General features: G+C 48.2%; 14 protein-coding genes and 1 riboswitch. Of the genes, 7 read left to right on the top strand and 7 right to left on the bottom strand.

What is annotated here, in order from left to right:
* Positions 1-931 precede the first annotated feature (931 nt).
* Together phoU and FTU50_RS09645 are read right to left on the bottom strand one after the other, a co-directional pair.
* Entirely contained in the window at positions 932-1,654 is a 723-nt protein-coding gene (gene phoU, locus FTU50_RS09640; RefSeq protein ID WP_005181619.1) for a phosphate signaling complex protein PhoU, read from the bottom strand.
* Positions 1,655-1,778: 124 nt separating this feature from the next.
* Positions 1,779-3,119 carry a TolC family outer membrane protein gene (locus FTU50_RS09645; RefSeq protein ID WP_160241695.1) on the bottom strand — a complete coding sequence of 447 codons (1,341 nt, stop codon included), beginning with the start codon at positions 3,117-3,119 and terminating at the stop codon, positions 1,779-1,781.
* 348 nt (positions 3,120-3,467) lie between these two features.
* On the opposite strand from FTU50_RS09645, the gene FTU50_RS09650 reads away from it, so the two are divergent.
* The 7 genes from FTU50_RS09650 to FTU50_RS09680 all read left to right on the top strand — a co-directional run bounded on the left by FTU50_RS09650 (position 3,468) and on the right by FTU50_RS09680 (position 10,149).
* On the top strand, positions 3,468-4,490 hold the full coding sequence (locus tag FTU50_RS09650) for a hypothetical protein (RefSeq protein WP_218949220.1): 1,023 nt from the start codon (positions 3,468-3,470) through the stop codon (positions 4,488-4,490).
* A 60-nt stretch (positions 4,491-4,550) separates the two neighbouring features.
* Positions 4,551-4,681: riboswitch (TPP riboswitch) on the top strand.
* A gap of 84 nt (positions 4,682-4,765) precedes the next feature.
* Entirely contained in the window at positions 4,766-6,661 is a 1,896-nt protein-coding gene (thiC, locus tag FTU50_RS09655; RefSeq protein ID WP_005181616.1) for a phosphomethylpyrimidine synthase ThiC, read from the top strand.
* A gap of 77 nt (positions 6,662-6,738) precedes the next feature.
* A complete protein-coding gene (locus FTU50_RS09660; RefSeq protein ID WP_005181612.1) occupies positions 6,739-7,347 on the top strand; it encodes an NUDIX domain-containing protein in 609 nt (202 codons plus the stop codon).
* A gap of 21 nt (positions 7,348-7,368) precedes the next feature.
* The gene (locus FTU50_RS09665) at positions 7,369-8,172 is read left to right on the top strand and encodes a metallophosphoesterase (protein ID WP_180046573.1); all 804 of its coding nucleotides are present in this window, start codon (positions 7,369-7,371) and stop codon (positions 8,170-8,172) included.
* A 214-nt stretch (positions 8,173-8,386) separates the two neighbouring features.
* Positions 8,387-8,914: an RNA polymerase-binding protein DksA gene (gene dksA / locus FTU50_RS09670; RefSeq protein ID WP_016659695.1), complete on the top strand. Its 528-nt coding sequence runs from the start codon at positions 8,387-8,389 to the stop codon at positions 8,912-8,914.
* A gap of 2 nt (positions 8,915-8,916) precedes the next feature.
* Complete coding sequence (gene gluQRS / locus FTU50_RS09675; protein WP_163143125.1) at positions 8,917-9,837, top strand: tRNA glutamyl-Q(34) synthetase GluQRS; 921 nt, start codon at positions 8,917-8,919, stop codon at positions 9,835-9,837.
* 51 nt (positions 9,838-9,888) lie between these two features.
* Positions 9,889-10,149 carry a zinc-ribbon domain-containing protein gene (locus FTU50_RS09680; RefSeq protein ID WP_005181597.1) on the top strand — a complete coding sequence of 87 codons (261 nt, stop codon included), beginning with the start codon at positions 9,889-9,891 and terminating at the stop codon, positions 10,147-10,149.
* On the opposite strand, the gene ftsW is transcribed toward FTU50_RS09680, so the two are convergent.
* From ftsW to FTU50_RS09705, 5 genes are all read right to left on the bottom strand, one after another.
* Positions 10,138-11,334, bottom strand: coding sequence for a putative lipid II flippase FtsW (ftsW, locus tag FTU50_RS09685; RefSeq protein ID WP_180062694.1), 1,197 nt, complete (start codon positions 11,332-11,334; stop codon positions 10,138-10,140). The genes FTU50_RS09680 and ftsW overlap by 12 nt on opposite strands.
* Before the next feature lie 14 nt (positions 11,335-11,348).
* Positions 11,349-12,701 carry a UDP-N-acetylmuramoyl-L-alanine--D-glutamate ligase gene (murD, locus tag FTU50_RS09690; protein WP_180062693.1) on the bottom strand — a complete coding sequence of 451 codons (1,353 nt, stop codon included), beginning with the start codon at positions 12,699-12,701 and terminating at the stop codon, positions 11,349-11,351.
* A 154-nt stretch (positions 12,702-12,855) separates the two neighbouring features.
* Entirely contained in the window at positions 12,856-13,104 is a 249-nt protein-coding gene (locus FTU50_RS09695; RefSeq protein ID WP_016659699.1) for a DUF6587 family protein, read from the bottom strand.
* 25 nt (positions 13,105-13,129) lie between these two features.
* Positions 13,130-14,983, bottom strand: a complete 1,854-nt coding sequence (locus FTU50_RS09700; protein WP_104487721.1) for a ferrous iron transporter B — start codon at positions 14,981-14,983, stop codon at positions 13,130-13,132.
* Positions 14,980-15,240 carry a FeoA family protein gene (locus tag FTU50_RS09705; protein WP_005181588.1) on the bottom strand — a complete coding sequence of 87 codons (261 nt, stop codon included), beginning with the start codon at positions 15,238-15,240 and terminating at the stop codon, positions 14,980-14,982. Before FTU50_RS09705 ends, FTU50_RS09700 begins: the two co-directional genes overlap by 4 nt.
* Between the last annotated feature and the right edge of the window lie 6 nt (positions 15,241-15,246).

Raw genomic sequence — 15,246 nt, forward strand, 5'->3', positions numbered from 1 at the left:
TCATGAAATACGGTATTCTGATGTGACAAAACCTGAATCCTGGTCGTTAAAGTGTTTGTTTACACTCATATTTTAACTGTTAGGACTCAGGTTTTTTTATTTAAAGCAAACTATGGGACAGCAGTGCTGAAGAGGCTCCTTTTTTATACTCGATACTGCTCCGCCACGCCGCAAGACGAGAAGCTGTGCTTCGAGTAAAAAAGAAAGCGCTGCTTTAAGTTTTACGCAAGACAAGGACGAAGTCCGCGTAGGCTTTCATGCAAAAAGAATCTCCATTTTTTGGGGATTCTTTTTTATGCACGGTTATACAAATTACGCAAGACAAGCGAAGCGCGTGGGCTTAAATTTGAAAGGCTCCAGAAATGGAGCTTTTCTTTTGCTCTATCCAAACCCAAGATCAATCACTGCACATAGAGTTCTATCTCGGAAGATGCTTTTAGCCTTTAATCCACAAAAATTTCATCGATAAAAAATGAATCCCTCTTCATTCACCCATTTCAGGCTTGGCACTGAAAAAGTAGATGAACTCTGTTGTTTTCCAGCCGCGAGCTCCCTATTTTCAGCGAGCGTTGAGGTGATCTGTTTTTGTTGAATTGATAGTGTATCTGGATAACTATAAAGTTTTACTTCACCAAAATCAGGGGTTTATAATTTAGATTAAAATTAACCTATTTAACCGATTAGTATTGTAACTGGCCGATACATTTGTTCATAAAACTCAACATTAGACTACAATAAGCTTAAAGATTTCCGCCCACCATCTTCCTATAATAGCAATCAAGGAGATGGAAGCATCTCTTATAATAGATATAAATATCCCCGATTTCGATCTCAGATTTCCCCCAAAATCTGGGATTTTTTTTATCCATTTTTTGCGTAATCCATAAAAAAAGCCTGAAAATTATTTCAGGCTTTTTTATGGTATTCAAACTTAGCGTTCTTGAACTTTCTGTTCAATTTCTTCCATGCTGGTATGACGCACATCCAGACCTTTGACCATATAAATCACTTGCTCGGAAATATTACGCGCATGGTCACCAATCCGCTCTAGGGAACGCAGTACCCACATTACATTGATGACGCGGGAAATATGACGTGGATCTTCAATCATATAGGTCATTAAAGTCCGGGTGGCCGACTGGTATTCACGGTCGATATCGGCATCGGCCAGCAGTACGCGTAAAGCCTGATCGACATCTAAACGGGCAAAAGCATCCAGCGCATCATGAATCATGACTCGCACCTGGTTGCCAATATGACGGGTTTCCATATAACCGCGCGGCGAGCCACCTTCTTCACACAAGCTTTGTGCAATCCGGGCAATTTTAGCCGCTTCATCACCAATACGTTCCAGGTCGGTATTGGCCTTGCTCATGGCAATCACCATGCGCAGGTCAATTGCTGCAGGATGACGGCGCGCCAAAATCAGGGTTAATGCTTCATCAATTTCAGTTTCCAGACGGTTCACCGCATTGTCCTGAAATTGCACCTCTATTGCCATCGCGGCATCTGTGTCCAGCAATGCATGAATCGCATTGGCCACCTGCTGTTCTACCAAGCCACCCATGGTCATGAATTTTGTATTGACATCCTGTAGATCTTCATTAAATTGAGAAGAAATATGGTGATTTAACACAGGATTATTTGGACTCAAGAGATGTACTCCAATGCAGTAATAACGGACTTATTTGATCATTGATTATTAAATCACATTAAACATTAAGCTTTTATGACAATTTAAACAAGTGCCCGATTGCATCATTTTATTTTATTGAAATTTAAGGTTTTTCTATTAACCACAAGTTCATCTCGGCCAGATCTTTTTCACTGAGTTGCCCCACCGACGCCCTGAGGCGAAGTATATTAATCAGATAATCATATTTGGCATTCAAATAGTCCTGCTTGGCCGAAAAAGCATTACGCTGGGCCAGCAGGACATCGACCATGGTTTTTAGGCCTTCATTATATTGGGCACGCGATGCGCGCGATACCAGTTCTGCCGATTGCATGGCCGCCTGTCGTGCCTGTAATTTGGACTGATCGGTTTCCACCTGCAAATAGGCACTTTTTACATCGGTATTGGCTTTACGGATCGCCGCATCCAGCTCGGCTTCGGCTTTATCGACATTCACCGCTGCTTTCTGGATATTGCGCTGGGTACGCCCGCCAGTAAATACATTCCAGTTCATTTCAATGCCGACCTGATCAAACTGGCCATTCTGAGAAATCGGGCTTTGTGGCGTCTGCTTGTTATAGCCATAAGTACCGACCGCTTCAATTTGCGGATAACGCGCGGCCTGCTCCACCCGTTTCTGGTCTTCGGCATAACGCTGCTGCAAGCGGGCCTGCAAAATGGACAGGTTCTGACTTTGTGCCAGCTCGGTCCATGCCTCTAAACTGGCCGGATCAGGCTTTTGGAACTGAAAGTCATCTCGCAGTACCGCCAGATTTTCACGATATGGCCCGATCAGCTGCGCCAGTTGTTCCTGTGCCAGCACCAGCTGCACATGGGTAGCAATCCGGTTGGCCTTGGCATTTTGATATTGCGCCTCGGCTTCGCTGACATCACTGCGCGCGACCAGTCCCTCGCGCAGCTTGGCATTCATCATGTTCAGCTGTTCCAGCAGTGCCTGCTCTTCCTGTAAATAGGCGGTGGTTAAAGACTGCTGACGTAGCACATTAAAATAGGCCTCGGCCACATTTAAGATATGCTCCTGCTTTTGCAGTCTTAAGGTGACTTCACTGAGACTGAGTGAGGTTTTGACCTGTTTTAGGCCTTCCCAGGCATCCCAGCGAAATAAAGGCTGGCGTGCGGTGACACTCACCTGACGGGTGGTGGTTGCTGAAGGTGACAGGCTTTCAGAGCTGACTGGAGAACCTGGAATTGTCGCAGTATTGGCGTCCTGACTGCGCCGGGTGATATTGCCAGACACAGTCACGGTCGGCAGCAAATTGCCTTTGGCAATGCCTAAATTCAGTTGATCGGCTTCATATTGCAGCAGATTGGCCTGCCAGTTCGGATCGGTGGCTTTGGCACGCTCATAGGCCTCGACCAGATCCAAGGCTTGCGCCCAAGGGCTAAACAACAGCAGGCCCAATACACATATTTTTTTCTTCATTTTATTCGTTTAACTCATCTCGCCAAAATGGCCATGTCTTAGTCAAGCATTGACTCAATTTGCTCCATAGTAGCGATTTATCGCATTTTTTTCGTATGTTTTTGATTATTTTTTTATATTTTACCGCTTTAACTCAAGCAGCAAGCTGTCCAGTTGAGTTGAGCCAGGAGCGCACTCACAGCCATGTAACCAAACTTCAGCACAACGCTACAATTCGCCGGCCCGAAGCTGGTTACAATAGCGCCATACATTCCGCACTTGTTGTTTTTTGCTGCTTTTTTTAATTGGGTTATCGTGAAGCTTATTTCTCCCCGCTGGCGTACTTTACTGCTCAGTTTATGTTCTGCAATGGTTTTGACCGCGTGTCAAAGGCCAGAACCTCCTGTGGTCATTGAACAGAAGCCGAAGCAGGCTGTGGCTGAACAGGCAGTCGATTTAAAGTCGATCTGCCGCGGCATTGAACAGGAAATGCGCGAGATTAACCAGCAGCGCACCACCTTTGCCCTGGAACAGATTAACCAGGATTTAAAAGTCTGTTTGCCACTAATGGATTTCCCCGACCAGCAGCATCTGCTGGAACTGTCTGCCCAGATGTACCAGAATTTTCTGAAAGTCGAACGTACCGCCCAGCAGCAGACCGCTTTTGATCAGTATGCCTTTGATCTGGCCCAGCATCCCACCATTCAGCAAAGCCATTTCGAACAGTTTGCCTTACGCGACCAGTATCTGCTGAAACACAAAGGTCAGGCCTATGTCGACCTGTATGATGCCGGTGAAGGCCAACTGGTCTATCGGCGTAATCCGCAGTATCTGGCCCGTATCTTTGCGCCTTATCTGCCCGATGCCGAACGGATTTTTATTGAAAATCTGGCCGAGCAGAATATGCAGCGTCCGATTCGTGATGGCGGCCTGACCATTGATGCCCAGGAAGTGGTGCGTCGTGCCCTGTTCTGGGAAGATTATGTCAAAAACTATCCTGACAGCAGCTATATCCGCGATGCGCGTTATCTGGATCAGGTCTATCGTACGTTCCTGTTTAAAGGCACCTTAAATACCCCGGTTTCAGACAGCTATGAAGCAGAATATGCGATTCAGCCCAGTGTCTGGTATGAAATTGAAAAGCTGGCCAAGCTGGAGCAGTCGCGACTGGCAGATCAGGCGCGTAAATTCCGCAGCTTTGTGCAGATGTCGCCACAGGAACGGCGTAACCGCATTCCAGTCAGCCTGACTGCACAGGAACAAAATAATGAACGTGCCAATACCCTGGCGCTAAAGCAGCTGTCCCATTATCTGGATTTACCGCTAAACGGCTTAAGCCCGACCCGTGACTGTTTTAGCGATGCGGTCTGTATGCCTTATCAGAATAACTAAGCCACCCACCAATTTGGCAGTTTTATCACTGGCCTTTTTAAGCCAACCTGTTAAGATTTAAGCAGCTTGACGGAGCGCGAGTAAATCCTCGCTGAGATTGTGTAATTGTCTAACCGTATAGATGATTAAGCACAAGTACCGTTGAACCTGATCAGGTTAACACCTGCGTAGGAATCAAGCGCAACTAAACCTTAAGTTTCGATTTATTATTCAGGATAAATCCGTTTCGTTTTGGTCGTGCTTGATTCGTTGATGCTCTTCATAAGGATCATGGTATGAACCAATTAACGAATCTTTCTTCCGAGGCTATTTCTGCTCAACACGAGCAAGATGCCAAAGACCTCACCCGTATTTTACCCGCTTCGAGCAAAGTCTATATTCAGGGCTCACGTGAGGATATCCGTGTCCCGATGCGCCAGATTGAACTGACCGAAACCCCAACCAGTTTAGGCGGTGAACACAATCCGCCGGTAATGGTCTATGACACCTCTGGCGTTTACACCGACCCGGAAGTCAATATTGATCTGAACCAGGGTTTACCGAATGTGCGTGAACGCTGGATTGAAGAGCGTAACGATACTGAAATTCTGGATCAGCTCAGTTCTAAATTCGGTCAGGAACGCCTGCGCGATATCCGCACCGCCGACATCCGTTTTGCCCATATCCAGAAACCGCGTCGGGCCAAACGCGGGCATAACGTGACCCAAATGCATTATGCCAAACAGGGCATTATTACCCCGGAAATGGAATACATCGCTATCCGTGAAAACCTGCGCCAACAGCAAGGCGTCGATATGCGCCAGCATCCGGGACAAAACTTTGGTGCACAAAACCTGCGTGAAATTACCCCGGAATTTGTACGTCAGGAAGTCGCTGCCGGCCGCGCCATTATTCCCGCCAACATTAACCACCCTGAAATTGAGCCGATGATTATTGGCCGTAATTTCCTGGTGAAAATTAATGCCAATATTGGTAACTCGGCACTGGGTTCCGACATTGCCGAAGAAGTGGCGAAAATGACCTGGGCCACCCGCTGGGGCGCCGATACCATCATGGACCTATCGACCGGGAAAAATATTCATGAAACCCGCGAATGGATTATCCGCAACTCGCCGGTGCCAATTGGTACCGTGCCAATTTATCAGGCGCTGGAAAAAGTTAACGGCGTAGCAGAAGACCTGACCTGGGAAATCTTTAAAGACACCCTGATTGAACAGGCCGAACAAGGTGTGGACTACTTCACCATTCATGCTGGGGTACTGCTGCGTTATGTACCGCTGACCGCCAACCGCCTCACCGGTATTGTGTCACGTGGTGGTTCAATCATGGCACAGTGGTGTCTGGCGCATCATGAAGAAAACTTCCTGTATACCCACTTCGATGAAATCTGCGAAATCATGAAAGCCTATGACGTGTCGTTCAGTCTGGGCGATGGTCTGCGTCCGGGCTGTATCCAGGATGCCAATGATGAAGCACAATTCAGCGAACTTCGCACCTTGGGCGAGTTAACGCATCGCGCCTGGGAACATGATGTGCAGGTGATGATTGAAGGCCCGGGCCATGTGCCAATGCATATGATCAAGGAAAATATGGATCTGCAACTGGAAGTCTGCAAAGAGGCGCCGTTCTATACCCTTGGTCCGCTAACCACCGATATTGCACCGGGCTATGACCATATTACCTCGGCCATTGGGGCCGCTATGATTGGCTGGTATGGCACGGCCATGCTGTGCTACGTGACGCCAAAAGAGCATTTAGGTCTGCCGAACAAGAAAGATGTTAAAGACGGTATTATCACCTACAAGATTGCTGCACATGCCGCCGATCTGGCCAAAGGTCATCCGGGTGCGCAGGCGCGTGACAATGCCCTGTCCAAAGCCCGCTTTGAATTCCGCTGGGAAGATCAGTTTAACCTGAGTCTGGACCCGGATACGGCGCGCAGTATGCATGATGAAACCTTGCCGAAAGAAGCACACAAATCAGCGCACTTCTGTTCGATGTGTGGACCGAAATTCTGCTCCATGAAAATCACCCAAAATGTGAGAGATTATGCGCAAAATCAGAATCTTGCTAAAGAAGCCATGCAAAGTGATACAGAGGTTGCGGAAGGTCTCAAAGCCATGAAGGAGACCTATCAGCAGACTGGTCAAAAATTGTACCACGACGTCTAAACTATCGAAAAAGAGTTTGTGTTCCATTTAATCTCAGTTAGGATGAAAACTGATGTTCTTCATCCGTATGATGTTTTATGGAAATACTTAAACAGGCGACCTATGGTCGAAATGAACTGCGCATTCAACAGCGTGAATTCTTGTTTCGTGGCTTTATTCAGGTTGAAAAAGTCAGTCTGAGCCATCGCCTGTTTAATCAAAACCACTATACACCGGTCATTCATCGGGAGTTGATTCAACGCCCGGAGGCAGCCGGTGTATTGTTATATGATGAAAAAAAACATAAATTTGCATTAATAGAACAATTTCGTATTGGGGCAATGGATGATCAGGATTCTCCCTGGCAACTTGAAGTCATTGCGGGCGTACTTGATGGTGATGAGTCACCGGAAAGCTGCATTCGCCGTGAAACCCTAGAAGAATCAGGCTGCGAAGTTGAAGAACTGCAGCATCTGTTTACCTTCTATCCTTCTGCAGGAGCTTGTGCGGAAATCTTTCATTTATATAGTGCGAAAGTAAATTTGCCTGAACAAGGCGGTGTGTTTGGTCTCAGTGAGGAAGGCGAAAATATTCAATTGCATATTTTTGAGTATGAGCACTTACCGATCTTATTGGCCAATGGTCGGCTCAGGAATGCGCCGCTGATCATCGCCCTGCAATGGTTACAACAACAAATTAAACCATAAGGAATGTCTAAGGGGTCAGGCATGACTTTTATAAGCAAAAATACACAAAGCTGGACCATCGTCCAGATTTCAGACACACATTTAATGGATCAGGAAGACCTTAAATTTGTGCAGATGAATCCGGAACACAGCTTTCATGGCATCATGCGTGATATTCAGCAACGTTATCCTGAGCTGGATGCCATTGTTCATACCGGGGATCTGGCACAGGTGCCAGTGCCGGCGACCTATGCGCGCTATCTGGCATTTATGCACCGCCTAAATATTCCGTTTTATCAGATTCCGGGCAATCATGATGAGGTGGAGTATTTTCCGTTTCACCAGCAGCAAAACCGGGTACATGCCATTCATTTGGGTCGCTGGACCATCATGCTGCTGAACAGTGCGGTCAAGAATCAGATTGATGGCCGGATTGAACCCTCCCAGCTCGCGCAACTGGACCAGCTGTTAACCGAACATGCCAGCCAGCATGTGATTCTGGCCTGTCATCATCATCCTTTTGCCATGCAGTCGCATTGGGTCGATCAGCACAAACTGAAAAATACCGCAGATCTGACTGAAGTGATGGCCAAGCATCAGAATATTAAAGCGGTTTTATTTGGTCACGTGCATCAGGATTCGCTGAACATCTGGAACAATATTCCTTTTTATTCAACACCTTCGACTTCAGTGCAGTTTAAACCGCACAGTGATGATTTTGCCCTGGGACAGGAAGCACCGGGCTATCGGGTCTTGCATTTAAAGGACAATGGCGAGTTCGACACACAGGTACATCGTGTTGAAAATTTAGTCGGTCAAATAAATAATGAAATTTCAGGTTATTAACTTTTCATTTTAATCTTTTTGCTTTAAGTTATGGCTGCGAAGGAAAACGTGATACGACGAAATCCAAACATCAAAGACTATCAATATACATAAAAAGTCTATATGATGACGACCCCCGAAGGGATAATCTTCTCCTTGGGAGTGGATAAAAACACTTGCATATCACCATATTTTTTGCGTATAGATAATACGTATATGATGAGGAATGCCCTACATGGCGAATGACAACCAAAATCAAGTCTTGGACGAACAAACAGATGTTGTAGAGGAAAAATCTACAAAGCGCGTGCGTAAGACAAAGCCAAAGGCGTCAGAAGGTGGTTCTACTGCTAGCTTATTTGGTATTGAGCCTTATCAGCCGAAAAAAAATGAAGAATATATGTCTGAGGGCCAGCTTGAGCACTTCCGTCAGATTCTCTTGGCCTGGAAAGCCGAGCTGATGTCTGAAGTTGATCGTACGCTAAACACAATGCAAGATGAAAATACTGCATTGCCTGACGTAAACGACCGTGCCACTCAGGAAGAAGAGTTTGCCATCGAGTTACGTACCCGTGACCGTGAACGCAAACTGATCCGTAAAATTGAACAATCCATTGAAGCCATTAAAAACGATGACTACGGTTTCTGTGAAACCTGCGGAATCGAAATTGGTTTACGCCGTTTAGAAGCGCGTCCAACTGCGACTTTATGTATTGACTGCAAAACTTTGGCAGAAATCAAAGAGAAGCAAAATAACGGTTAAGCATGTCTATTCGTAATCCCTCCCTGCCCCTCCCTTTGATAAAGGGAGGGAAAGCTGAAGAGAATTACGTGGGCCGGTTTGCGCCATCGCCAACCGGCCCTTTGCATTTTGGTTCCCTCATTACTGCGGTGGCCAGTTATTGTGACGCCAAGGCCCAGCATGGGCGCTGGCTGGTCCGTATTGAAGACACCGACATTCCCCGTATTTATCCCGGCAGTGAAGCGCATATCCTGCGTTCTCTAGATGCCTTTCAGTTCGAGCCGGATGGCGAGATTCTGTTTCAAAAAGACCGTTTGGCCATTTACGAAGACGTTCTTGAGCAACTCGCCGAGCAAGGCTGGGTCTATGCCTGTCAGTGCACGCGTAAAATGCTCGGTTCCAATCATATTTATGCTGGCACCTGCCGCAATCTGCAACTCTCCTTTGCACAGCAGGCCATCCGCCTGAAAGTGACCGATATAGACATTTGCTTTGAAGACCGCTTGCAGGGCCGACATTGCTCCAACCTGCAACAAGATCTGGGTGATTTTGTCTTAAAACGCCGTGACGGGATTATTAACTATCAGCTGGCCGTGGTGGTCGATGACTATCTGCAAGGCATTACCGATGTGGTCCGCGGCGCAGACCTCTTGGACAATACCGAACGACAGATCTGGCTTGGGCGGGTGCTGGGCTATCCGGAACTGCGCTATCTGCATTTGCCGCTGGCCATGAATGATCAGGGGCAAAAACTCTCCAAGCAGAACCTGGCCCAGCCGCTGGATTTAAATCAGGCTCCTCTGCTATTACAACAGGCGCTCACGGCTTTGCACCAACCCCCGGTAGTTTTAGATACCCCGGCACGTATGCTGCAGCAAGCCATTGCCCAGTGGTCAATTGACGCCATTCCACATACAACTCAGCTACAGGGCAGCTACGCATAACTACACAATTTGCGCTAATCTAGAAAAAAATAACTGCAAGATGGGATTACTATGTTTTTTATTTTCGGGATTGGTCCAAAAACCAAAGTGCTGGAGAAAAACCAGTTTGTCTGTCCGGTCTGTCGCACCCGCACCAGCTATGAACTGAAGCAGCAGCGCAATTATTTTTCCTTATTTTTTATTCCTTTAATTCCGCTATCCAAAGCCAAAGGCAGCTTTGTCAAATGTCTGAACTGTAAAACGGAAATGCCAAGCACAGTGTTGCACCATGCTCAGCCAGATCCATTTCAGCAGAGCAATCTAGAAGCTTGATTCCTCACGGCTTGGATTGGTCTGCTGGGTAGTACTTTCAATTTTCAGAATCAGACTGACCATCACCGCACACATAATTAGCGATGAACCACCATAACTGATAAATGGCAGGGTCAGCCCTTTAGTCGGCAACATGCCCATATTCATGCCGGCATTCACCAGAATCTGTAACAGGAAGATGATGCTGATGCCATAGGCCAGATAACCAGCACGTAAATACTGATGTCGCAAGGCACGATGACCAATGCGAATACAGCAGACCAGCATGGTGAAAGACAGGCTCAGCACCACCAGGATACCAAAAAAGCCAAATTCTTCGCCTAAAACGGCCAGCATAAAGTCGGTATGCGCTTCCGGCAGATAGGACATTTTCTGGATACTATGCCCCAACCCCACCCCGGCCCATTCACCCCGGCCAAAAGCCATTAAGGCATTTGACAGCTGATAACCGGCCCCGAGCGGATCATTCCACGGGTTAGAGAAAGACATTAAACGTTCAAAACGGTAGGGCTCAAACACCACCAGGAAGGTAAACGCACCCAGCATCGCACCCAAGGCAATCCCGAACTGAATCAGTGGTGCACCGGCCAGGAAGAACACCCCGAGCATGGTCAACGCAATCACCACAGTCGCACCCAAATCCGGTTCTGCCGTAATCAGGCCCACAGTCGCCGCCATAATCACTGCCAGCCGTACCAGACCTTTAATATTATTACGCACTTCTTCGGCACGACGTACCACGTAGTCGGCGGTAAAAATCGCCATCATCACCTTGGCCACTTCTGAAGCCTGCAAGGTAAACCCGGCCACCCGAATCCAGCGTTTGGAACCATTGACTTCGGTGCCAACCACCAGTACTGCAATCAGCAAGGCAATGGTAATAATCCATAAAAAGAAGGTGTTATTGAACCAGAGGTTTAAGGGAACTTTATACACGGTATAGGCGGCAGCTAGCGCCACCGCAATTGAAATACCATGCCGCAGTACATAATGGAAGGCATTTTCATGCATACGCTCGGCATAGGGCATTGAGGCAGATGCCACCATAATCGAGCCGATACAGAGCAAGGCCAATACGCTAAAAATGAGCACATTGCGCACATTCACTTCGGCCGGTAACCGCGGTAACCAGCGCTCATAGACCTGATTGATTTTATTGATCGTTGTCTGAGCAAAGCCAGCCATATCCCAAATCCTTATTATTCTTGACCAAGTTCGTTGACATAAGCCACGAACTGACGACCACGTTCCGGATAGCCCGAGAACATATCAAAACTTGCACATGCAGGTGACAATAACACGACATCCTGCGGCTGGGTATGCTGCTGGCACAGTGTGACCGCCTGTTGCAGACTGTCGGCATGGAGCAGCGTGGTAGTGCCCTGTACCGCCGCTTCAATCAGCGCGGCATCTTCACCAATCAACACTGCCAGTTTGGCGTATTGACTGAGCGCCTGACGCAGTGCCTTAAAGTCCTGGCCTTTACCCTGCCCGCCTAAAATAATGGCCACCTGACCACCATACGGCTGAATTGCTGCACCCAAGCCTTCCAGTGCCGCAAGGGTGGCACCAATATTGGTGCCTTTGGAGTCGTTATAATAACGCACGCCTGCGACCTCTTCGACGAATTCACAGCGATGCTCCAGACCTTTAAAGCTTTTTAAGGTGTTCAGCATACTGTCCATCGGCAGGCCAATCGCTTCACCCAGCGCCAGACAGGCCAAGGCATTGGCAATATTATGCGTACCCTGAATATACATGTCGCTGCTTTTCAGCAGACGTTCACGGCCACGCGCCAGCCAAATGGTGCCATCTTTTTCTTTTAAAATACCGAACTGGTTGATATCTGGTGCGTTCAGGCCAAAGCTCTGCATAGGGGTGGTATCTGGCACCAGCGGACGGGTCAGTGCATCATCACGGTTATACACCACCTGTTTCACGCCCTGGAAAATACGGTGTTTGGCGGTGTGATAACCGAGCATGTCACCATGACGGTCCAGATGGTCTTCACTCATGTTCAGCACCACCGCCACTTCAGCATTCAGGTTTGACGTGGTTTCTAACTGAAAGCTGGAAAGTTCCAGAATATACAGCTCCGGATCATCTTTGGTTAAATCCAGCGCTGGACGGCCCAGATTGCCCCCAACCGCGACCTTCTTGCCAGCATCGGCAGCCATCAGGCCAATTAGTGTGGTTACGGTACTTTTGGCATTGGAACCGGTAATGGCCACAATTGGCTTGTCAGTGGCACGGCGTAAAATCTGGATTTCACTGACCACCGGAATGCCCTGTGCCATTGCCGCCTGAATTTCTGGCAGTTTTGGATCAAGCCCCGGACTGATGATAATTTCTTCAGCAGACAACAGCAGTTCCTGGTCAAACTGGCCAAAACTGGTCTGAACCTCGGCCGGAATCTGGTCATAGCCGGGGGGTGTCGCTCGAGAGTCTGTTACGGCAACGCGGTAGCCCTGATCATGCAAGAAGTTGACTGCTGCAACACCTGAAATGCCAAGACCTGCCACAACTTTTAATCCACCGCGTTGTATTAACATTTGAGCTCCATCAATGATTTGGATTTTAAACTGCGGAAATGTTAGCACTTTGGGGTTTTGAATGCTTTTTCTGTTTGCAGTTTCTGGAAAAAATTTTGTGTCAGTGCGTAAAAAAGCCGTCATAGAGATGACGGCTTTTTTGATGCTCAAGGGCTTACTTCCACTTGACCCCTTGTACTTCAGTTTTCTTGCTGGCCTGCTCCGACACCGGACAATCACAGCCACCGCCACAACCGGCAGCCATTTTCGGTCTGAACCATTTGCCCAGCGTGTGCCAGCCTTTTGCCGTACAGGCATCCGACAACTTCAGAAAGACTGAATTTGAAGTCTTCGGGAATACCTTTTTGAAGACCACCAGCGTGCTCCACATCACCAATACCGCCACAATCAATACTTCAATCATTTCAGTCTCCTTTTTTTGTTTCGGCTTAAGCCAACAGGTTGGATGCAATCTGATAGGTCAGGAATGACATCAAATAGGCCAGACCAAACAGATACACGGTCATAAAGCCCACTGTTTTCCACGATGCCGTTTCACGGCGTACCGTGGCCAGCGTCGCCAGACAGTGCGGTGCATAAATAAACCAGACCAGTAGCGATAAACCGGTCGCCAATGACCAGCCCAAGTCACCACCGCTGCTGATGATGCTGGCCAGACCATCGGCCATGGCATCTTCGTCCCCTGACAGGGCGTAAATGGTACCCAGTGCAGCCACCACCACTTCACGGGCTGCCATTGCTGGAATCAAGGCAATACAGATCTGCCAGTTAAAGCCCAGTGGGGCAAAAATTGGCTGCATGATATGGCCCAGCATCCCGGCAAAGGTATAATCAATCGCCGGCATGGTCGCGCCTTCTGGCGGCTGCGGGAAGGTACACAGGAACCAGAGCAGAATCGACAGGGCAAAGATGATGCCACCGACCCGTTTCAGGAAGATTCGGGCGCGATCCAGCAAACCAATCCAGACGTTTTTGATGTCCGGGAAACGGTAACTTGGCAGTTCCATCAACAGCATGTGATCGGACTTGTCTTTCTGGAAAAACTTCAGCACAAAAGACACGCCTAGCGCACTTAAAATACCAGCCATATACAGCGCAAACAGCACCAGACCCTGCAGGTTAAACAGGCCCCATACCGTTTGTTCCGGAATAAAGGCGGCAATTAACAGCGCATACACCGGTAAACGCGCGGAACAGGTCATCAGCGGTGCCACAAAAATAGTGGTTAAACGGTCACGCGGGTCGCTGATACTGCGCGTTGCCATAATCCCCGGAATCGCGCAGGCAAAGCTGGACAATAACGGAATAAAGGCACGGCCACTTAAACCGGCTTTAAACATCAGTTTATCCAGCAAGAATGCGGCACGCGGTAAATAACCCGATTCTTCCAGAACCAGAATAAAGAAGAACAGAATCAGAATTTGCGGCAGGAACACCACCACACCACCGGCACCGGCAATAATCCCGTCCACCACCAGACTGTTCAGTAAAGGATGAGCAATACTGCCACCAATCACTTCACCCAGCCAGCCAAAGAAGGTTTCAATCCCGTCCATAAATGGGGCTGCCCAGGCAAAGACCGCCTGGAAAATGATAAACATCATGACCGCCAGACTGACCAGACCCAGCACCGGATGCAGGAACACCTTATCGAGGAAATCGGAACGTTTATCTTCCTGATCGACGTATTGCACCACATCATTCAGCAGGGTTTCGACCTTCTGATGGGCATCGCCTTTCAGACCGGTCAATTCGGTATGTGGCAGCGCATATTTACCCTGATCCAGCGCATTCATCAGGTTTTCAATCCCGGAACGGCGTACGGCCACGGTTTCTACCACCGGCACACCGAGGCGCTCAGACAGTTTCTGGGTGTTGATCTGCATGCCACGACGACGCGCTTCGTCCATCATGTTCAGCACCAGCAACATTGGACGACCCAGTTCAATCATTTCCAGTACCAGACCCAGATGCAGCTTCAGATTGGTGGCATCAACCACACACAGGAAAGCATCCTGCTGGCCTTCTTCTGCCAGTTTGCCCTGTACCACATCACGGGTAATGGCTTCGTCCGGGCTGGCAGCATTCAAGCTATAAGTGCCAGGTAAATCCAGCACCCGTACCGGCTTGCCTGAAGGTAAATTAAAATGACCGACTTTACGTTCGACCGTTACGCCGGCATAGTTGGCAACTTTCTGGCGTGTACCAGTTAAATGGTTGAATAATGAGGTTTTACCGCAGTTAGGATTCCCTACAAGGGCAATACGTAAGGCATCACTCATGTAGTGACTCCATCTTCAATTTCAATTTTCTCTGCTTCATTTTTGCGTAAGGCAAAACGGGTAAAACCGACCTGAATCAGAATCGGGTCCCCGCCAAAAACACCTTTGGTAATGACCTGAACGCGCGTGCCCGGCACAAACCCCAATGTTTCCAGACGGCTGGCCACCAAGTCATTGTGTGACTCGCCCCCCTCATCCTGCCGGATAATCTGGCGGATAATGGCCGTCTGCTTTACCTTTAACTCTGATAAACGCACTGTGAA

The organism is Acinetobacter sp. YH12112 (assembly GCF_013418945.1).
Lineage (GTDB): Bacteria > Pseudomonadota > Gammaproteobacteria > Pseudomonadales > Moraxellaceae > Acinetobacter > Acinetobacter indicus.